The following is a 19324-nucleotide window of genomic DNA, read 5'->3' as shown; positions in this document are numbered from 1 at the left end:
ACCACCGGGATCAGCAACCTCGGACAGCCCTGCCCGAAACACCACAAACTCCGGCACACCAGCAGGTGGAAACCAACACCAGCCACCAAAAACCAACCACCCGGCTGGACCTCACCCACCGGACGCCACTACACAAGCGAACACCAGGACTGGGAACCACCCCACTGGCCCCATTCTGTCCTGTCGGCCTCCGTGGCAGAGCTCAGGATCCCTGATGATCTTTCCGAGGCCGTGCCTCCGCCTGATGAACTCCCGCAGCGGCGCCAGTTTCCGGGCTACCTCTCCGAAGTCAGGGCTTCTGCCGACGATCTTGCCTTCGAGAGCCTGTTTCCCCACGACGAGTTTCCCGAGGACACCTTTGCTGACTGGTTCCTGCCCGGATACCGGCAGCCGAAGGACCCGCTGTCCGAAGAGGCCTGGTGGGTGTTGGCTGGCGAAGGAGTTCCTGCCGCCCCCTGATGGAGGGCGCGGCGGGGTGATGACCATCTGCTGGCGGCCACGGAAGAGCATTACGGTTCTGTTCCGAAAGGGCAGTACGGTTCCCTTTCGGAACAGCAAGACGATTCCCGTTCTGGCGGCAATTGCGCAGGCCTTCACCCACAAGGGGACCATCCAACTTTCGCGGTATACGCCAGGAGGGCTAGATTCATCAGCAAGATGACTCATCAAACCAGTCCCACGCACGCAACCGCCTACTGGACAACGGCCAAGGAACACGGCGAGCTGCGGACTGAGGACCTTCCCGCGCCCGGCCCAGGCGAAGCCCTGGTGCGTACCCTCTACTCCGGGATCAGCAAAGGCACCGAGATGGTGGTCCACGCCGGCGCAGTCCCGCCCCGGGTGGCCCAGGAGATGCGGGCTCCCCACCAGGAGGGTGAGTTCCCGGGGCCGGTGAAGTTCGGATACCTGTCCGTGGGTGTCGTCGAGGAAGGGCCGGAAGGTTGGCCGGGGCAGCGCGTCTTCTGCCTAAACCCCCATCAGGACCGCTACGTGGCAGCCGTCAGTTCACTCACCAGGATCCCCGACGACGTCCCCTCCTCCCGCGCAGTGCTCACCGGAACGGTGGAAACTGCGGTCAACGCACTGTGGGAGGCCGGCCCGCGCCTGGGAGACCGGGTCGCGGTGGTGGGCGCAGGCCTTGTGGGCGGCATGGTGGCCACCCTTCTGAGGACCTTTCCCCTGGAACGCCTGCAACTCGTGGACCTCGACCCGGGACGGAAAAAACTGGCGGACATCCTTGGCGTCGACTTTGCCCATCCGGATGACGCCCTCGCCGACTGCGACATCGTATTTCACTGCTCGGCCTCGCAGGAGGGATTGGAGCGGAGCCTGCAGCTTGCCGGTGATGAAGCGGACGTCATCGAAATGTCCTGGTACGCCAACCGCGGGGTCACCCTGCCGCTGGGGGAGGACTTCCACGCCCGGCGCCTGTCCATCAGGGCAAGCCAGGTGGGAGTGGTGGCACGGGCGCGCAGGCACCGCAGGACCAACGCCGGCCGCCTGAACCTCGCCGTCTCCCTGCTGAAGGATCCAGTCTTCGACGTGTTCCTCACCGGCACGTCGCCGTTCGCCGAACTGCCGGGCGTGGTGCAGGACCTCGCTGACGGCAACCTCGACGCCTTGTGCCACGTCATTGAGTACCCCGGCGACGAAACCCCCGAAACCCCCGAAAATCCCAGGAACCCCGCCCGAGAAGACCAGAGGTAAACCATGTTCAGCCTGACTGTCCGACGCCACTTCATGATCGCCCACAGCCTTCCGCGCAAGGTTTTCGGGCCGGCCCAGGCCCTGCACGGGGCAACGTTCGTCGCGGAGGTGAGCTTCCGCCGTCGGACGCTCAACGACGACGCGATCGTGCTGGACATCGGCGCGGCCGGGACCATGATCGAGGAGGTTCTGGCAGGCCTGAACTACCGGAACCTGGACGAGCACCCCGATTTCGCGGGCAAGCTCAGCACCACGGAAGCGCTGGCGGAATACGTTGCCACGTCCGTGGCGGAAAAGCTGAAGGATGACGACGACGGCGGCCAGCTCGCCGGGATTGACGTCACCCTGCGCGAGAACCCGGACGCCTGGGCCACCTACTCGCTGGACCTTCCAGCCGCCTGATCCCATGGACCGCATCCGCCTGCTGGTTCCGGGCAACATCCACCATCATTCCGGGGGAAACATCTACAACGCCCGGCTGGTGCAGGGGCTGAAGGCGCTGGGAGTGGACGTCGAGGTGCTCCCCGTCGAAGGCTCCTGGCCTTACGCCGGCTCTCACGCCCGACGCCGCCTGGGCAGCCTCCTCGGGGCGTGGGAAACCGGGAGCGAAGCGGAACAACCGGATACCGTGACCCTTGTCGACGGGCTCATCGCCATGGGCACGCCGGATGAGCTCGAATTCGCGGCCAAGGCCGGACGACAAACATGGGTGCTGGTACATATGCCTGCCCCGGCACATCAGGAGCGTGAAGCACGGTCCCTCCGGGCTGCCACCGGTGTGGTGTGCACCAGCACCTGGGCCCGCAAAGTCCTGGAAGAACGCCACGGACTCCATGGGCTCAAGGTCGCACTCCCAGGCACCGACCCTGCGCCGCTGGCCGAGGGGTCCGCGCCGCCCCACATGGTCATAGTGGCCGCCCTCCTCCCCAACAAGGACCAGCTGCTCACGGTCTCCGCGCTGGCACTGCTCCAGGACCTTGAGTGGACAGCGTCGTTTGTCGGGTCAGACCAGGCAGACGGGGATTACGCACAAAAGGTTAAAGCCGCAGTAGAAATGCACGGAATGGACGGGCGGATCCAGTTCACCGGTGAGCTGGCCGGTGAAGCACTGGAAAACGAATGGCGTGGGGCGGACCTCAGCCTCCTGGTGTCCCGTGCCGAGGCGTTCGGCATGGTGGTCACCGAATCACTCGCCCGGGGGATCCCCGTGGTGGTGCGCGATGGCACGGGCGCCGTCGAGGCCTTGCGCCGGGGAATGGCGGGGAAGGACGACGACGGCGGCGCGGTTCCGGGAGCGAAGGTAGCCTTCCCGGCGGATGATGATCCTGCAAATCCCGCCCTGCTGGCCCAGGCACTTCGGCGCTGGCTGGAAGATGCCGGGACCCGGGATGCCTGGCGGGCACGGGCCCTGGAGGCACGAGGCGTCCTGCCGGGCTGGGAACAGCCAGCGGCCCACGTGCTGGCCGCAATCAGCGGGTGACGCTGACAGCCTGGGGCATGAATCAGAGCCGCGAGCGGTGCCCGGCGAAGAACTCACGCAGCAAGGCGGCGCACTCGGCCTCGCGCACGCCCGGATACACCTCAACCCAATGGTTCAGGCGCCGCTCACGGAGCACATCGAACACCGACCCCGCAGCTCCTGCCTTCTCGTCCCAGGCGCCGAAGACCACCCGGGGGATTCGTGCCAGGACAATCGCGCCGGCGCACATGGCACAGGGTTCAAGGGTCACCACCAGCGTGCAGTCGGCGAGCCGCCAGCCGTCTCCGCTGCCGCCGTCGAGCAGGGAAACCTGGCGCAGCCGTTCCGCCGCCTCGCGGATGGCAACCACCTCGGCGTGCGCGGTGGGGTCGCCCAGCTCCTCCCGCTGGTTCCGCCCGGAACCCAGCACGGAGCCGTCGGGCCCAATCACCACCGCTCCGATGGGCACGTCCTCGGTATCGAGGGCGCGCCGGGCCTCGGCGAGGGCAAGGCCCATCCACGCGTGGTGTTTCTTATCTGCGGAGACCATGGCTCAATGATAGTTTCGAAGGATACCCAGAGCCCGTGACGCACATCCGCCGGGAGGCACAGTGAGCACAGTCCGAGACCGCGTGGACAAGTGGATCAAGCCGTACGCCGCCTTGTGGCTGACCATGATCATCGGCGGGACGCTGGTGATCGCCATGGCACTCCTGGGTGCCGAGGTCTACTCGGATGTCGTGGACGAGGAAGGCCTGGCCAGCCTTGATATTCCTGCGCTGGAATACTCACAGTCCTTGCGGAACCCGGAGATGGACGCCTTCGCCACAGGATTCACCAACGTCGGCGGCGGGATCGGCATGCCCATCCTGGCGAGCATCCTCACAGCCTGGCTGACCTTCCTGAGCAGGACATGGCGGCCCATTGTCCTGGTGGGCGGGGCAGCCCTGGTCTCCACCCTGGCCACCACCCTGGGCAAGCGGCTTGTCGGCAGGACCCGTCCTGACCACTCCGAGGCCGTCCCGCCCTTCGAGACCTCGCCGTCGTTTCCCAGCGGCCACACCCTGAACACCACCGTGGTGATCGGGGTCCTGATCTACCTCATGTGCCTGCAGTTCCAGGTGCTCTGGGCCAGGATTGCGGCCATCACCGTGGGGACGATCTTCATTATCGCCATGGGCCTGAGCCGGGTCTTCCTGGGGCACCACTGGATGACGGACGTGATGGCGGGCTGGTTCCTGGGGCTGGCGTGGGTGGGCATCGTGATCCTGGCCCACAGGCTGTTCCATGTGATGCGGCGGCGCGAACACGCGGGCCCGGCACCCACCTTCGAACATCCGGTCCTGCGCGAGGACCACTCCGGAGACGCGGAAAGCACCACCGGTACCGCCCCGACGGCGAACGGCGGCGGTGCCCCGCCAAGGGTCGACGACGGCGCTTCCCAGTCGGGCACGGGCGGCGGACGGCAGGGGAGCGGCCCGGCGGCCGGGTGATAGTTTTGACCCATGCGCACTCTCGTTGTGGACCACCCGCTGGTCGCCCATAAGCTCACCGTCCTGCGGGACAAGAACACTCCGTCCCCGGTTTTCCGGCAGCTGACGGAGGAACTGGTGACCCTCCTTGCCTATGAGGCCACGCGAGAAGTCCGCACCGAGCCCGTCACCATCGAAACCCCCGTCAGCACGACCGTGGGCACCGCGTTCACCAAGCCCACCCCGCTGGTGGTTCCCATCCTTCGGGCAGGCCTGGGCATGCTGGAGGGCATGACCAAGTTGGTCCCAACCGCTGAAGTGGGCTTCCTGGGCATGGCCCGTGACGAGGAAACCCTGGACATCATCACCTACGCCGAGCGCCTCCCCGAGGATCTCACCGACCGGCAGATCTTCGTGCTGGATCCCATGCTTGCCACCGGCGGAACACTGCGCGAAGCCATCAAGTTCCTGTTCAAGCGCGGCGCCTCGGATGTCACGTGCATCTGCCTGCTCGCCGCGCCGGAGGGCCTGGCCAAGCTGGAGGAAGAACTCTCCGGTGCAAACGTCACCATTGTCCTGGCGTCCATCGACGAGAAGCTCAACGAAAAGTCCTACATCGTTCCGGGCCTGGGCGACGCAGGCGACCGCCTGTACGGCATCGCAGGCTAGGACTCAAGCCTTTCCCGCTTCCCAACACAAGGCTTAGCCTGTGCGCATGGACTGGAAACTGGAACTCGTTTTTGTGCCCGTGTCCGATGTGGACCGCGCCAAAGACTTCTACGTCAACAAAGTGGGCTTCAACGCCGATTTCGACGAGCGGCCCAGCGACTCCATCAGGTTCGTGCAGCTGACCCCGCCAGGGTCTGCCTGCTCCATCTGCATTGGGGAAGGGCTCACGGACGCGCCTCCAGGCACAGGGTCAAACCTGCAACTCGTGGTCAATGACATCCAGGCCGCCCACGCTCAGCTGAAGGCCAACGGGGTGGAGGTCAGCGATGTGGACGTGCAGGACTGGGGCCATTTTGTGTACTTCGCCGATCCTGACGGGAACCGGTGGGCAGTCCAGTACATCCCGGGCCGGGACGCACTGGACCGCGAGGGGCAAGCTGCTTCGGTTTAGTACCAGTTGTTGGCGTAGTGGAAGTTCAGTGCTCCACACGGGGACTGGTAGCGCTCCTGGATGTAGTTCAGGCCCCAGTTGATCTGCGTACGGTAATTGGTGAGGTAGTCGGCGCCCGCGCTGGCCATCTTCTCGGCAGGCAGGGACTGCACAATGCCGTAAGCGCCGCTGCTCGGGTTGGTGGCCGTGGTGGTCCAGTCTGATTCCTTGGTCCACAGGGTCTGCAGGCACTGCATCTGGTCGGCGGCCCAGCCGTAGGAGGCCAGCTGGCCGGCAGCGTAAGCCTGTGCCCCTGCGGGGTCGTTGACCGCGACGACGGGCGCAGGCTCCGGAGCGGGCGCCGGTGCCGGTGCGGGTTCAGGCGCCGGGGCCGGCGCGGGTGCGGGCTCGGGAGCGGGAGCGGGAGCAGGGGCCGGTTCGGCTGCCTGCGGTACCACGTTGATCGGCTCAGCTGCAGGAGCGGGAGCCGGGTTCGCCTGGATTTCGCTCTTTTCGATGCTCAGTTTCGACTGTGCCTCAGCCGCCTGAGTCTGCGTGGCTGCCACCTGCACTGCGGTGTCGGTAGCCTGGCCCGCAGCTCCAACGCCTATAAGGAGGGCGCCGGACACTGCGAGGATGGCAGCGCGCTGGCCGAAGGACGGGCTTTTGCCTGACGTGCGCGGGGCGCGGGCTTCAGGGCCTGGTTTCGGGCGTGCTTTACTAAAGAACTTAGACATGATGGATCGCCTCTCACACCTGCGGAGTTAGCTGTCGGGTTCGGATGAGGGCATCCGGCCACACGGAAGAATCACGTGCTGGCTTAACCCCAAGGGCAGTTGAATGCCCGGGACTGTTGGGTCCCCCGCCTCTGCCTATGCTCAAGCGGAATCCGGGAAGCGGCAGAGCTTGGCGTCATCCGGATATGCGGCCCGAACGGGAACCGCACCCAATCGACGGTACAGGAGTGTAGCGCTTAAGTCACATTTTGGTAACAGGGATCACGCTAGCGGCGCGCCGTCTTGCGCCTGAACTTGCGGCAGTGGGAGCTGGAGCACGAACCGGGTGCGGCCGGGCTGTGATGTCACCGTGACCTTGCCCCCGTGGGCCTCAACAATGGACTCCACGATGGAAAGCCCCAGGCCGCTTGTTCCTTCCGTGCCGGATGCGCCAGGCCCTTCGCTCTTGCCTGTCCGGGCCGCGTCTGCGCGGGCGAACCGTGCGAAGACCTGGTCCACGAACTCCGGCGGAATGCCCCCGCCGTCGTCCGTCACCGTTACCACCGCGGCACCCTCCGGCGTCTTCCCCACCCCGGTGACCACGGTGGTCCCCGGCGGCGTGTGCTTGCGCGCGTTGGACAGCAGGTTCATCAGCACCTGCCGCAGCTGGGACGGATCCCCGTTCACCACAACGGGCTCGTCGGGGAGCTCCAGCCGCCAGGTGTGCCCGGGCGCCATGACCTTTTCGTCGCTGACGCCTTCCACCACCAGCTGGTTCAGGTCCACCTCGCTGAGCTTCAAAGGCTGACCCTCATCAAGCCGCGCCAGCAGCAGCAGGTCCTCCACCAGGGCAGTCATCCGCTGGGACTGGCTTTGCACCCTGGCCAGCGACTTTTCCCCGTCAGGAGTGAAGTGTTCCGTCATCCGCATCAGTTCCGTATAGCCGCGGATGGCCGTCAGCGGCGTGCGGAGCTCATGGGAAGCGTCCGCCACGAACTGCCGGACCTTGGTTTCGCTCTTCTGCCGCGCCTGCAGCGCGTTGGCCACGTTGTCCAGCATCAGGTTCAGCGCGTGGCCCACGCTGCCCACCTCCGTTGCGGGATTGGAGTTCGACGGCGGCACGCGCACCGCCAGCGCCACCTCGCCGGCATCCAGCGGCAGCTGTGAAACGCGGGTGGCAACTTCGGAAAGCTGCTCCAGGGGCTTCATGGTGCGGCGGATCAGGACCGTTCCCACCAGGCCGATCAGGAGAAGTCCGCCCAGGGAGACAAAAACGAACGTCCACACCAGGGACGCGAGCGTGCTTTCCTTGGCGGCCAGGGGAAGTCCTGTCACCAGGACGTCACCGAAGCTGGTCTGGATGGCCAGCAGCCGGTAATCGCCGGTGGACAGTGTCCTGTCCACCGGCTGCATGTTGGCGGGCAGGGCCAGCAGGACCTGTTTGTCCTCCGTGGACAAGGGGGAGCGCGTGGTATTCGAGGTGAGGAAACCGCCGCTGTTGACCTGGCCGTTGAGGATCCGGGCGTTGAGGGTTCCGACGCTTTGGCCGCGGGCGTCCAGGGGATCCCTGCCGTTGAAGCCGCCCGAGGGAGGGCGGCCGGGATCGTTGGAACGGTCTGCGGCCTGGCTTAGCTGGTCATCGAGTTGCCGGGTGAGGAACGCGTCCATCGAGGCATAGCTCGCCACGCCCACCGCCCCGCAAATGGCGATCAGCAGGGTCATGGCCAGGAGGACAAGGCGGGTCCGCAGGTGCCAGGTGCCGGGCTTCAGCCAGCTCGGGGGCTGCGGCTCCGTACTGTGCGCTGACGCCATCGCTTTCCTACTCCGCCGGCTTGATGACGTACCCGGCGCCCCGCACGGTGTGGATCATCGGCGGGTGGACGGCGTCCACCTTCTTGCGCAGGTAGGAAATGTAGAGCTCCACGATGTTGGCCTGGCCGCCGAAGTCGTAGTTCCAGACCCGGTCCAGGATCTGCGCTTTGCTGATGACGCGTTTGGGGTTTTCCATAAGGTAGCGGAGCAGCTCGAACTGGGTGGCCGTCAGCTGGAGCTCTTCCCCGGCGCGGGTCACCTCACGGGTGTCAACGTTGAGGACCAGGTCTCCCACCACCAGCTCGGCGGTGTCCATCGCGGCCACGCCCGACCGCTGGACCAGGCGGTGCAGGCGAAGCAGTACCTCCTCCATGCTGAACGGCTTGGTGACGTAGTCGTCCCCGCCGGCCGCGAGGCCAACGATCCGGTCCTGGACGGCGTCCTTTGCGGTGAGGAACAGGGCGGGAACCTCGGGCGCGAAGGCGCGGATCCTGCCCAGGACCTCGACGCCGTCGAAACCGGGGATCATGACGTCAAGGACCAGGACATCCGGCCGGAAGTCTTTGGCCATTTTCACTGCCCCGGGACCGTCGGCGGCAACTGCCACGGACCAGCCGGCCATGCGGAGGCCCATGCTCATGAGCTCGGAGAGGCTCGGCTCGTCATCCACCACCAGGGCCCTGATGGGGGAGCCGTCCGGATGAGTGAGCGTGGGGAGGTTGTTTGTCATGGAGTGGGAGGTGGCCATGGAACAACTCTCCGATCATTGGTTTAAGCCCGGCTATGGCTTTCCTGTGCGCAAGCTGTGAATCCCAGCCTAGCGAGCTGGATGCGTGGAGGGTCCCAAGCGTGTAATCCCCGCGTCCGCGGCCGCCCGGACGCGGACGTTCAAACGGCGGCATATCGGGCTTCGGTATGCCCAACCATCAGCTCCGAACACAATTTTTTCTGTCCAAAAGCGGGGGCGGCTGGACACGCCACCATGGTGAAGAGCGAGATTCCGCTATCAGACGCTCTGGTGAACGGATCAATCGCAGGACGCTCTTTGGTCGAACAAAATTCTGTAGACCACGTGGAGAAAGGCAGAACGCCGGATAACAAGCGTTATTTTTTACAGCGTCCAGAATTGTGATTTGGAACACTATCGCGGAATTTGTCTCATTATGCGGACGATCGCGTCCATTGTTACTTGCAAGTTGCCATTGTTACGCTGCACACTTCCAATGTGAACAAGAACTCAACAGCACCTGCAGCCGCAGAATATTGGCCCAGCACATCCGCTGCTGCCGACATGCGCTGTTGTCGAATGCACGCCTGACCTTCCCACCCTCCGAAGTTCTTAGGCATTCGCCCCCAGCCCAGCGTCGGGCGCCCCTCCCCAGTTCGCATTGCGGGGATTCCCAGCATTCGGGCCGCGATGACGGCCATTCACATTGAGGTAAGCATTCCATGTCAGTTGCATCCGGATACGTCCACATTTCTGTCCGTAACGCCGCCAAGGCCGGCCAGCCCTCGGGCCTCCGCCCCGGGTTTGGACCGCGCCCCGCCCTGGCGCCATCATCATCTGGAAGCAGCTTCCCCTCCCAGGGCTACGCGCCGCAGGGCTTCAACCCCAGCTCCTACGGGCAGCTCCGGGCGGTCCAGCCCGCAGAGGCGGCACCCATGACCGTCCCCACTCCCGTGGTGGCCGGTCCGAATACCGTCCGGCCCGTAGCCAACGACAACGTTGCCCGTGGTTTTGTCCTCTACATGGGCATTGACGAGGAGACGGCGGCAGCGGCCGGAACCTCCATCGCCAAGCTGGCCCAGGAGATCCGCGCCTACGCCCAGTCCCTCGTGTCCGGTGCCGAAAGCTACGCAGCAGTTGCCGTTGCCCCCGCCGGCACACCCGGTTCCGCGCTCGACGTCGTCCGTTCCACCTTCGGTGACCCCACCGTCAACGCCCGCCAGCGCACGGAGGCCCCGCGTCCGTCGCAGGCACAGGAGCCGCGTCCGTCCGGCGTCCTGATCGACCTGGCCCGCCGCGAAGTCCATCTGGACGGCGAGTCGCTCAACCTGACGTTCAAGGAGTTCGAGCTCCTGAACTACCTCGTGGAGAACGGCACCCGCACCGTGGGGCGCGACGAACTCCTTGAGGGGCTGTGGCGCAACGCCGAAGAGGTGCCCAACGAGCGCACCATCGACGTCCACATCCGCCGGCTCCGCTCCAAGCTGGGCCGCCTGGCCAACACCGTGCGCACAGTCCGCGGCCAGGGGTACCGGTTCTACGAGCACCCCGAAGTTGTTGTCTGGGCCGCTCCCGAATACTCGATCTAGCACTACCTTTGCCGCCCTCCCGGGGGCATGTGCCCCCGCGGCTTGTGGCATGTTCGCTAGGCTTGGGCCATGAGTGAGCACCATCTTCGACGGCTTGTGATCATGCGGCATGCCAAGGCCGACTGGCCGGGCGGGGTGGCTGACCACGAGCGTCCGCTGGAGGAACGGGGCCACCGCGAGGCGCCGCTTGCCGGCCGGTGGCTGCTCAAGCACAACATTGTGCCGGACTTCATCCTCTGCTCCAGTGCCCTTCGCACCCGGCAGACCTGCACGTGGGTGTGCTCAGAGCTGGGGGACAAGGCCCCCACGCCCAAGCTTGAGGACGGGCTGTACGCTGCGTCAGCGCTCCGGATGCTGACGGTCATCAACCATGTCCCGGATACAGTCACCACGCTGATGCTGATCTCGCACCTGCCCGGAGTGCAGGACCTTGCCATGCACCTGGCCTCACGCGATTCCGACCACGACGCCTACATGGATGCCGCCACCAGGTACCCCACCAACGCCCTCACAGTCCTTGAGACTGAAAAGTCATGGGCGGAGCTGGACGGACAGGACGCGCGCATCACAAGGTTCAAGGTCCCCCGCGCGCACTGACTCGAGCACCAACCAAGGCTTTGGCGGCGATCCTGCCGCCCGGGGTCAGCGCCGGGGCGCGGACTTGGCTCTTGGGGTCAGCGCCGGGGCGCGGACTTCGCGCCCCCTGCCGACGACGGGTTCCTGGCCGGAGGGGCCGACGACGACGGCCGCCTGGCAGGGACGGAAGGCACCCGCGCGGGTGCGCGGAGGCCGCCTTCGCCCTTGATGCCTGTGCCTGCTCCGCTTGTGCGTGCTGCCGGCCTGCGCTGGGCCGTTCCCTTGGCAGCCGGGCGGGCCGCCGTCGTCGTGCGTCTGTTCCCCGCTGCGCCCCTGCCGGGCCTGCCCTGCGTTTGCCTGCCCTTGCTGGCCGCGGTGCGCAGCCGCCGCCCCCGCGGCCAGGCCGCGCCGAGGAACAGGACGCAGAGTGTCGCCAGAGCTGCAGCGGCAGCGCCGAAAAAGTAGTTGTCCGGGTCGCCGGTGGGGAGCGGCGTGCCGAAGACCGAGGGCTCTCCGGCAAAGGCCAGCTCCCACGTGCTGACAAACGCGAGGGAGAAGGCCACGGTAAAGCCGGTACCGGCACCGGCAGCCAGCAGGGCGATGCGGCGCCCCCGGTTCAGGATTTCGATAAGGCACGCCAGGCACGCCAGCGCCAGGGCACCGAGGAACGCCACGAACACCGGCTCGGCGAGCGTCATCCCGGTCAGCACCAGCAGGCCGGCCGCAACAATGCCGGCAATGACCGCGAACTTTCCGCTTTTCCCCATACGCTCCATCATCCCCGAGGACCGGGCTGCTGCAGCACGTAGCCGCGCATGAAGGCCATGATTGCCGCAACGCTTTGGTCACGGGTGCGTTCAGGGTGGTACGTCTGGCGGTCGAGCCCCACAACAAAGCAGGCACCGAAGATTGCTGTTTCAAGGCTGCCCCGCGGAACGGTGCTGTCCACGGGGTAGGCCTGAGCCACCCTTTCCACTGCCTCCCCAATCACGGCCAGCAGCTCGCCCCGCAGGACAGCGAACGTGCCCTGCCACTCGCTGGGCGTCCGCCAGTTCTCGCTGACCCAGAGCCGGGCAAAGGACGGGTACTCGGACATGAAGTCCAGGGCCTGCCCGATCATTGCCTCCATCGCGAGCAGGGGGTCCCCGGACACGGCGGTGGCTGCCCCCTGGGCCGCGGCCTCCTGGCCCGGCGCCTCCTGCAGGCGTGCCTTCAGGATGTCCACCCCGTGGCGGAGCAGCTGCGCAATGAGCTCCGATTTGCTGCCGAAGTTGTAGTAGACGGTCCCCTTGGAGACGCCCGCGGCAGCTGCGATCTCGTCAACGGTGACCCCCGCTGCGCCCCGCTCGCCGATGAGTTCCATGGAGGCGTCGAAGAGTTTCTGGCGGGTGGCGGTGGTCCTGGCGGGTCGAAGGGTCCTCACTGGCCCCGGCGGTCCGGCGTTCATACCGCGATCTCGGGCTTCAGCGTCTTCAGTGTCCAGTACTTGTTCCTTCGAACGGCCAGCGTGGACATGGCCACACCCAGAGCGGTGTAGCCCGCCAGGCCCAGGACGGTGGGAGCGATCATGGACAGGTCAGCGCCATAGATGAGGTGCCTCATGCCGGTCACTACGTAGCCCATGGGGAGGATTTCATGCGCCGCGTGGAGCGGCTGCGGCGTGGTCTGCCAAGGGAACGTGCCGCCCGAGGACACCAGTTGCAGGACCAGCAGAATGAGCACCACGAGTTTGCCCGGCGATCCAAGCAGCGCAACAACGCCCTGGATGATCGCGCTGAAGGCCATGGCGGCCGCAAGCATGAACAGCCACATCAGCACCGGATGCGCGGGGTTGAGGCCCAGGGCAAGGTTTACCACCAGGGTGAGGAGGCTCGCCTGCACCACAGAAACCGCCAGGAAGGGCAGCCAGCCGCCAACCGCGATCTTCCAGGACGGGGCATTGGAGGCCAGCGCCCGCTGGGTAATGGGACGCATGGCCTGGACCAGCATGAAGATGCCGATCCACAAGGCGAGGGTGAGGAAGAACGGCGCCAGCCCGGCACCGTAGGATTCCGCCTTGGCCTGCGAGACGTTGCTGACCGCAACGGGGTCGGCCATGACGCGGGACAGGTTGCTCTTCTGGGCATCATCCGGGTTGGGCACCTGCCCGGCGCCCTTGCCGATCTCATCCGCCAAGGTCCGCGAACCGTCCGCCGCCGTGACGGTGCCGTCCGCCAGCCGGGCCGCCCCGTCGTCTACCTGGCGGGCTCCGTCCGCCAGCCGGCCTGCGCCGTCGAGGGCCGCCTGCCCTCCGGTGGCCAGCGCGGCCGCGCCGGTGTGGAGCTGGTCGGCGCCGGAGGAAGCCTGGGAAACGGCGTCCCTCAGGGCGGGCGTGCCCGCAGCAAGCTGGGCAGCGCCGGTACTCACGGCTTCGGCTCCGGAGGCCAGCTGCTGGATCTGTGCCGCATCTGCCTGGATCTTCGTCCTGGCGGCTGCCACCGGGCTCGAACCGGCCGCGGCGTCAAGATCCGCCACGATCCTGTCCGCCTGCTCCTGGGTCAGGACGCCTTCGGCCATGAGCCTGCTGTTCGATTCCACCACCCGTGCCCGGAGGCCCTGGTCAGCGGCATCCAGCTGGGCTGCGACATCCTGCACTTTGGCGTTCAGCTGTGCGTTTCCGGCAGCCACCTGTGCCGCCCCCGCAGCCAGCGTCTGGGAGTCCGTGGGCAGGGTGGCGGTCTTTTCCTTGAGCGTGGACAGGCCGCTGCTGAGCTGGCCCGCGCCGTCGGTCAGCTGGCTGGCTCCATCCCGGAGTTTCACCTGGCCCGCGTACAGCTCGCCGGCTCCGCTGCTCAGGGCTGAGGTGCCGTCGTGGAGGGTGGCAGCCCCGTCCCGAAGGTCGGCCACACCGTCGGCCAGGTGGCCGGCGCCGTCCGCTGCCTTGACCATTTGGGAGTGGATGGTCCCGAAGCCCGTCAGCAGCTGGTTTGCCGTTTCCTCGCCCACCTCGGTGGCCACAGTGCTGTGCACAGCGGTGGTGAGTTTATCCACGATGGTGCTCAGCAGGTAGTTGTTGGCATCGTTGGTGGTGACGTTGAGCATGGCCTGGCTGGCGGAATCAAAGCTGCCGGGGGATACCAGGTTCGCCGAAAAGTCCTCCGGAATCTTCAGGGCGAAGGCGTAGTCCCCGCTGCTGACCCCCTGGTCCGCCTCCTGTGTTGTGGCCACCGGGATCCAGTGGAAAACATTGCCATCCACCAGGCTCTCTGCCACCTTTGCCCCGGCTTCAAGGCGTGTGCCCTCGCTGGTTGTGGCACCTGCATCCTCCACCACCAGGGCCGCATCGAGGTTGTCCAGGTTGCCATACGGGTCCCAGTTTGCGTACAGGTACACCGCCCCGTACAGCAGCGGGACCATGGTCAGCGCAAGGATGGTGAGTTTGGGCATCAGCCCGGCGGTCATGCGCTTAAGTTCGGAGCGGGCCAGCCGCAGTACCGTCACGTGGCAACCTCGGTTTCGAGTTCAGTGGTGTTTACGGCATCCGGTTCCCTGCCATCCCCATGCGCGGGCAATTCACCCGTGGGGCTTTCAAGGGGGACCGCATTGCCAATAGCGGCGGCGGGTCCGTCCCACGAGGGCGGGAGGGCGCCGACGGTGGCGACGACGGCGAGCGGCCGTCCGGCGTCGAACGCCAGACGCTGCAGCCTTGGCAGCCATTCAGCGGCGTCGGCGGTGTGCCGGTCAGGGGAGTCGACCACCAGCATGTCCGTGTGCGGGTTAGCCAAGGCAAGCGCAGTCAGGAGTTCGAGCCGCCGGGCAGGGTCCAGCTGTTCCGTCCAAGAGTCCGCGATGTCCTCGAAGCTGTTCACCTTCAGCCAGGGGCCGCTCACCAGGGCGCCCCGGTAGCGGCGCGGGATCAGGGCCAGGTCTTCGGTAACCAGGTCGCGCACGCTGAGGTGTTGTTCGGGCTCGTTGACGCCGGGGGAGTCCACCAGGGCGCTCGCCAGCCGGCGCGCCTTGAGCCGCTCGCTGCCGTCCCAGCTGACGAGCCCTTCGGACGGCTTCATTCTCCCGCTGAGGAGCAGGGCGAGCGCCGTCCGGTGGTCCTGCCGCCCGCCGGTCACCAGCAGGAGTTCGCCGCGCCGGACGTGGAGTGAGGTTGCCGGAAGGAGGGGATCCCTGCGGCCATGGGCAGAGAGCCGTTGTGCTGAGAGCAAGGGTGGCCTTTCGCGGAATGCATCTGCTCTCAGCCTAACCAAACTGACCAGTCAGTTCAAATAAGCCCTCTAGGCCGGTATTTAGAGGCCGTACTTCTCAAGAAGGCGAAGCCACACCTCGCTGATGGTCGGATAGGACGGCACCGCATGCCATAGGCGGTTCAACGGCACCTGGCCCACCACGGCAATGGTTGCGGCGTGCAGGAGTTCGGAGACATCCGGTCCGGCGAACGTGGCCCCCAGAAGCACCTGCCGGTCTTCGTCAATCACCAGTTGGGCCCAGCCCTCGTAGTTCTCCGAATGCAGCGAGGACCCTGCCACCTGGATGGGCAGCTCCACTGAAGAGGCGTTGAAGCCGTCCTGGCGGGCGGTTTCCAGCGTGCGGCCCACAGTAGCCAGTTCAGGATCGGTGAAAACTACATTCGGCACCGCGTGCTGGTTGGCTGTGTGGGAGTACCGGCTCCAGTCCTCCGGTGCTCCGTTCAGTTCACCCCTGGCGCGGGCTGCGATGGCGTCGCCCGTGGCCCGCGCCTCGTACTTTCCCTGGTGCGTCAGGAGGTTCCTGCCGGCCGCGTCACCCACCGCATACAGCCAGGGCCCTTCGCCGGGTACGCCCTGCACCAGGCCGGAGTTGTCCGTGCTGATGGCCAACTGGCCCCGGTCATCCGGTTCAACGCCGATACTCTCCAGGCCCAGGCCCTCCAGTGCGGGGTGCCGGCCGGTGGATACGAGTACTTTGTCCGCCGTGACGGTGGTGCCGTCGCCCAACCGCAGGCTTAACGTGCCGTCGTCGTTGGTGCTGATTCGCTGCGTCTCGGTGTGAAGGCGGAGTTCCACGCCGTCCGCGCGCAGCCCCGCGGCCACAAGGCTGGCGGCCTCCTCCGGGTACTTTCCCAGCAACCTGCCGCGGGTAACAAGGGTCACCGCCGAGCCGAGGCGGGCGAACGCCTGGGCAAGTTCGGTTCCGGCAACGCCGCCGCCAAGGACCGCCAGACGCTCGGGGACCTCGCTGGCGGACGTGGCCTCCCGCGTACCCCAGACCTGCACGTCTTCGAGCCCCTCAATGGGAGGAGTATTGGGCATGGAGCCGGTGGCCAGCACCACTGCGTGGCGGGCACGCAGCCGGTGAGAGGTACCGTCCAGGCCCGCGACCTGGACGCCCTGCGGGGCGGTGAGCCAGGCGTGGCCCCTGATGAGGTCGATCCCGGAATCCTTGACCCAGGCGACCTGGCTGTCATCCTGCCAGTTGGACGTGAAGTAGTCCCTGCGCTTGAGGACGGCTGCAGCGTCAAGGGTCCGCGTGACGGCTTCCTTGGCGCCCGGGGTTGTCTGGGCCGCATGCAGTGCAGTCCCGGGCCGAAGCAGCGCCTTGGACGGCATGCACGCCCAGTAGGAGCACTCTCCGCCCACCAGTTCCGCTTCCACCAACACCACCGAGAGGCCGCCCTGCGCCACGCGGTCCGCAACGTTTTCTCCGACGGCGCCGGCGCCGATAACAACAACGTCAAATTCCTGCTCAACAGGCTCGGGCATCATGGGGAAAGCCTACGCCCGGGTGCGGCGGGGTGGTCCGCGTGCGCCGGGGAAGTCGGGTCGGAAAGTCGCGCTCCCCAACGTAACTTGCGCGGATGACGTAACCCACCGCCCAGCGAAAGCCGCGCTCCCCAAACTAAGTTGCGCTGCTTAACGCAAAAGGTCCGCCCCGGCGAACCGGAGCGGACCTAATTGGTGCGCCCAAAGGGATTCGAACCCCTGACCTTCTGTTCCGTAGACAGACGCTCTATCCAGCTGAGCTATGGGCGCATCTCGTGTTCCTGGAGAAGAACCGCTCTCCCTGAACCTCGAATTACTTTACGCGAGGGGTGGCTGCCATGACAAATCGGGAGGCATGTAATCTCCGCAACTAGACCGGTATAGGTGACCTTCGTCACTTAAATCCCAATTTTGACATCGAAATTCCTTGATTTCCCGCGGAATTCCATTTTTGTGGCCTCAAAAGATCAGCCTACGTCCCAAAAACGGCAGTGGTCCGGACCATAGCATTTAGCTCACACCGATGTACCCCAAGAAAGGGAACCGAAATGGGCGATCTGGCGCAGAAGCCGTTGCTTGAGAAAGCACCCACCACACATGCCGGCCTGCTGGCGTGGGTCGAAGAGGTTGCAGAGCTAACGCAGCCGGACCGCATCTACTGGGTGGACGGGTCCGAAGAGGAAAACACCCGGCTGACTGACGAGCTCGTGGCAGCAGGGACACTGACCCGGCTGAACCCCGAACTGTTCCCCAACTCTTTTGCGGCCTTCTCCGATCCCGCCGATGTGGCCCGCGTTGAAGAGCAGACCTTCATCTGCTCGGAGAACAAGCGCGACGCCGGGTTCACCAACAACTGGATGGCGCCCGCCGAAATGAAGGAAAAGCTGCGCGGCCTGTTCTCCGGGTCCATGCGCGGCCGCACCATGTACGTCATCCCGTTCGTCATGGGCCACCTGGACGCCGAGGATCCCAAGTACGGCGTGGAGATCACGGACAGCGCCTACGTTGTGGCCTCCATGCGGATCATGGCCAACATCGGCACCGCCGTGCTGGACAAGATGACCGAGACCAACGCGTTCTTCGTCCCCGCGCTGCACTCCCTGGGTGCGCCGCTCGAAGCCGGCCAGGCGGATGTTCCGTGGCCGTGCAACCCGGACAAGTGGATTGTCCATTTCCCCGAGGAACGCTCCATCTGGTCCTTCGGCTCCGGTTACGGCGGCAACGCCCTGCTGGGCAAGAAGTGCTACGCCCTGCGCATCGCCTCGGTCATGGCCCGCGACGAAGGCTGGCTGGCCGAGCACATGCTCATCCTCAAGCTGACCTCGCCGGAGAAGAAGAAGTACTACATCTCCGCTGCCTTCCCGTCAGCCTGCGGCAAGACCAACCTGGCCCTGCTGGATCCCACCATTAAGGGCTGGGAGGTCGAGACCCTCGGTGACGACATCACCTGGATGCGGATCGGCAAGGAAGGCGAACTGCGTGCCACCAACCCGGAGGCCGGCCTGTTCGGCGTGGCCCCCGGCACCGGCTGGGGCACCAACCCGAACGCCATGCGTGCCATCGCCAAGGGCCACAGCATCTTCACCAACGTGGCACTGACCGACGACGGCGGCGTGTGGTGGGAGGGCATGACGGACGAGGTGCCCGCGCACCTGACCGACTGGCAGGGCAATTCCTGGACGCCCGACTCCGACAAGCCGGCAGCCCACCCGAACTCCCGGTTCTGCACGCCGATCTCGCAGATCGACATGCTGGCCGAGGAATACTACAGCCCAGAGGGTGTTGAGCTCTCCGCGATCCTCTTCGGCGGCCGCCGCAAGACCACGGTTCCCCTGGTCACCCAGGCCCGCAGCTGGACCAACGGCATCTTCATGGGTTCCACGCTCTCCTCGGAAACCACGGCCGCCGCTGCAGGCCAGGTTGGCGTGCTCCGGCGCGACCCCATGGCCATGCTGCCGTTCATCGGCTACGACGCGGGTGACTACCTCAAGCACTGGATCAGCGTCTCGGGCAAGGCCAACCCGGAGCGGCTGCCGCACATCTTCCTGGTGAACTGGTTCCGCCGCACTGCCGACGGCGGGTTCGCCTGGCCGGGCTTCGGCGACAACGCACGCGTCCTGAAGTGGGCCATCGAGCGCATCGAGGGCAAGGCTGACGCTATCGAGACCCCCATCGGCTTCGTACCGGCGGGCCACTCGCTGGACCTCACAGGCCTGGACCTCACCCACGCCCACGTGGAAGACGCCGTCCGCGTCGACCGCGAGGAATGGGATGCCGAGCTGGCCTCCATCGAGGAATGGTACGCAAAGTTCGGCGACTCGCTCCCGGAGGCCCTGCGCTCCGAACTTGACGCCCTCAAGGAGCGGATGGCTGACCACAGCTGACCCTCCGGGGACAAACATAACGACGGCGGCGCCGCACCTTTCAAGTAAAAGGTG

General features: G+C 66.0%; 18 protein-coding genes, 1 tRNA gene, 1 pseudogene and 1 riboswitch. Of the genes and pseudogenes, 10 read left to right on the top strand and 10 right to left on the bottom strand.

What is annotated here, in order from left to right:
* The 4 genes and pseudogenes from HTS88_RS22270 to HTS88_RS19195 form a co-directional block, all read left to right on the top strand.
* Nucleotides 1-459 (top strand): annotated as a pseudogene (locus HTS88_RS22270) (hypothetical protein); the annotation flags it as partial.
* 198 nt (nt 460-657) lie between these two features.
* A complete protein-coding gene (locus tag HTS88_RS19205; RefSeq protein ID WP_174181261.1) occupies nt 658-1707 on the top strand; it encodes a zinc-dependent alcohol dehydrogenase in 1050 nt (349 codons plus the stop codon).
* Nucleotides 1708-1710: 3 nt separating this feature from the next.
* Nucleotides 1711-2109 (top strand): 6-pyruvoyl trahydropterin synthase family protein, encoded by a 399-nt coding sequence (locus tag HTS88_RS19200; protein ID WP_174181259.1) that lies wholly within the window; start codon nt 1711-1713, stop codon nt 2107-2109.
* 4 nt (nt 2110-2113) lie between these two features.
* Nucleotides 2114-3187, top strand: a complete 1074-nt coding sequence (locus tag HTS88_RS19195; protein ID WP_174181257.1) for a glycosyltransferase family 4 protein — start codon at nt 2114-2116, stop codon at nt 3185-3187.
* Between the two features lie 22 nt (nt 3188-3209).
* Here the strand turns inward: HTS88_RS19195 and tadA are convergent, their stop codons facing one another.
* Nucleotides 3210-3716 (bottom strand): tRNA adenosine(34) deaminase TadA, encoded by a 507-nt coding sequence (gene tadA, locus HTS88_RS19190; RefSeq protein WP_174181255.1) that lies wholly within the window; start codon nt 3714-3716, stop codon nt 3210-3212.
* Nucleotides 3717-3777: 61 nt separating this feature from the next.
* On the opposite strand from tadA, the gene HTS88_RS19185 reads away from it, so the two are divergent.
* The 3 genes from HTS88_RS19185 to HTS88_RS19175 are packed head-to-tail and all read left to right on the top strand — an operon-like array spanning nt 3778 to nt 5758.
* Nucleotides 3778-4659 (top strand): phosphatase PAP2 family protein, encoded by an 882-nt coding sequence (locus HTS88_RS19185; protein ID WP_310111529.1) that lies wholly within the window; start codon nt 3778-3780, stop codon nt 4657-4659.
* A gap of 12 nt (nt 4660-4671) precedes the next feature.
* Entirely contained in the window at nt 4672-5307 is a 636-nt protein-coding gene (gene upp / locus HTS88_RS19180; RefSeq protein ID WP_013599856.1) for a uracil phosphoribosyltransferase, read from the top strand.
* Nucleotides 5308-5353: 46 nt separating this feature from the next.
* Nucleotides 5354-5758 carry a glyoxalase superfamily protein gene (locus tag HTS88_RS19175; protein ID WP_174181253.1) on the top strand — a complete coding sequence of 135 codons (405 nt, stop codon included), beginning with the start codon at nt 5354-5356 and terminating at the stop codon, nt 5756-5758.
* Here HTS88_RS19175 and HTS88_RS19170 read toward each other — a convergent pair.
* The 3 genes from HTS88_RS19170 to HTS88_RS19160 all read right to left on the bottom strand — a co-directional run bounded on the left by HTS88_RS19170 (nt 5755) and on the right by HTS88_RS19160 (nt 9013).
* Entirely contained in the window at nt 5755-6474 is a 720-nt protein-coding gene (locus HTS88_RS19170; protein WP_174181251.1) for an aggregation-promoting factor C-terminal-like domain-containing protein, read from the bottom strand. The genes HTS88_RS19175 and HTS88_RS19170 overlap by 4 nt on opposite strands.
* A gap of 5 nt (nt 6475-6479) precedes the next feature.
* A riboswitch (cyclic di-AMP (ydaO/yuaA leader) is annotated at nt 6480-6642 on the bottom strand.
* Nucleotides 6643-6735: 93 nt separating this feature from the next.
* Complete coding sequence (locus HTS88_RS19165) at nt 6736-8265, bottom strand: sensor histidine kinase (protein ID WP_174181249.1); 1530 nt, start codon at nt 8263-8265, stop codon at nt 6736-6738.
* Nucleotides 8266-8272: 7 nt separating this feature from the next.
* Nucleotides 8273-9013: a response regulator transcription factor gene (locus tag HTS88_RS19160; protein WP_174181247.1), complete on the bottom strand. Its 741-nt coding sequence runs from the start codon at nt 9011-9013 to the stop codon at nt 8273-8275.
* 701 nt (nt 9014-9714) lie between these two features.
* Here HTS88_RS19160 and HTS88_RS19155 point away from each other — a divergent pair.
* Nucleotides 9715-10581, top strand: coding sequence for a winged helix-turn-helix domain-containing protein (locus HTS88_RS19155; protein ID WP_104189022.1), 867 nt, complete (start codon nt 9715-9717; stop codon nt 10579-10581).
* A gap of 69 nt (nt 10582-10650) precedes the next feature.
* Nucleotides 10651-11178 carry a SixA phosphatase family protein gene (locus tag HTS88_RS19150; RefSeq protein ID WP_066273784.1) on the top strand — a complete coding sequence of 176 codons (528 nt, stop codon included), beginning with the start codon at nt 10651-10653 and terminating at the stop codon, nt 11176-11178.
* 77 nt (nt 11179-11255) lie between these two features.
* Here HTS88_RS19150 and HTS88_RS19145 read toward each other — a convergent pair whose 3' ends face one another.
* The 6 genes from HTS88_RS19145 to HTS88_RS19120 form a co-directional block, all read right to left on the bottom strand.
* The gene (locus tag HTS88_RS19145) at nt 11256-11924 is read right to left on the bottom strand and encodes a hypothetical protein (protein ID WP_174181245.1); all 669 of its coding nucleotides are present in this window, start codon (nt 11922-11924) and stop codon (nt 11256-11258) included.
* Between the two features lie 8 nt (nt 11925-11932).
* Nucleotides 11933-12604, bottom strand: coding sequence for a TetR/AcrR family transcriptional regulator (locus HTS88_RS19140; protein ID WP_174181243.1), 672 nt, complete (start codon nt 12602-12604; stop codon nt 11933-11935).
* Nucleotides 12601-14637: a YhgE/Pip family protein gene (locus tag HTS88_RS19135; RefSeq protein ID WP_174181241.1), complete on the bottom strand. Its 2037-nt coding sequence runs from the start codon at nt 14635-14637 to the stop codon at nt 12601-12603. The genes HTS88_RS19140 and HTS88_RS19135 overlap by 4 nt, the downstream gene beginning before the upstream one ends.
* Nucleotides 14634-15353, bottom strand: a complete 720-nt coding sequence (locus tag HTS88_RS19130; RefSeq protein WP_246256477.1) for a P-loop NTPase family protein — start codon at nt 15351-15353, stop codon at nt 14634-14636. Before HTS88_RS19130 ends, HTS88_RS19135 begins: the two co-directional genes overlap by 4 nt.
* A gap of 81 nt (nt 15354-15434) precedes the next feature.
* The gene (locus tag HTS88_RS19125; RefSeq protein ID WP_174181239.1) at nt 15435-16889 is read right to left on the bottom strand and encodes a dihydrolipoyl dehydrogenase family protein; all 1455 of its coding nucleotides are present in this window, start codon (nt 16887-16889) and stop codon (nt 15435-15437) included.
* Between the two features lie 190 nt (nt 16890-17079).
* Nucleotides 17080-17156 (bottom strand) — tRNA-Arg (locus HTS88_RS19120).
* Between the two features lie 278 nt (nt 17157-17434).
* On the opposite strand from HTS88_RS19120, the gene HTS88_RS19115 reads away from it, so the two are divergent.
* On the top strand, nt 17435-19270 hold the full coding sequence (locus HTS88_RS19115) for a phosphoenolpyruvate carboxykinase (GTP) (protein WP_174181237.1): 1836 nt from the start codon (nt 17435-17437) through the stop codon (nt 19268-19270).
* The last annotated feature ends 54 nt before the right edge of the window (nt 19271-19324 follow it).

Origin of the sequence: Pseudarthrobacter oxydans, from assembly GCF_013314975.1 — a bacterium.
GTDB lineage: Bacteria > Actinomycetota > Actinomycetes > Actinomycetales > Micrococcaceae > Arthrobacter > Arthrobacter oxydans.
Note: the sequence above shows the minus strand (reverse complement) of the source record. Positions and strands in the feature narration are given on the sequence as shown.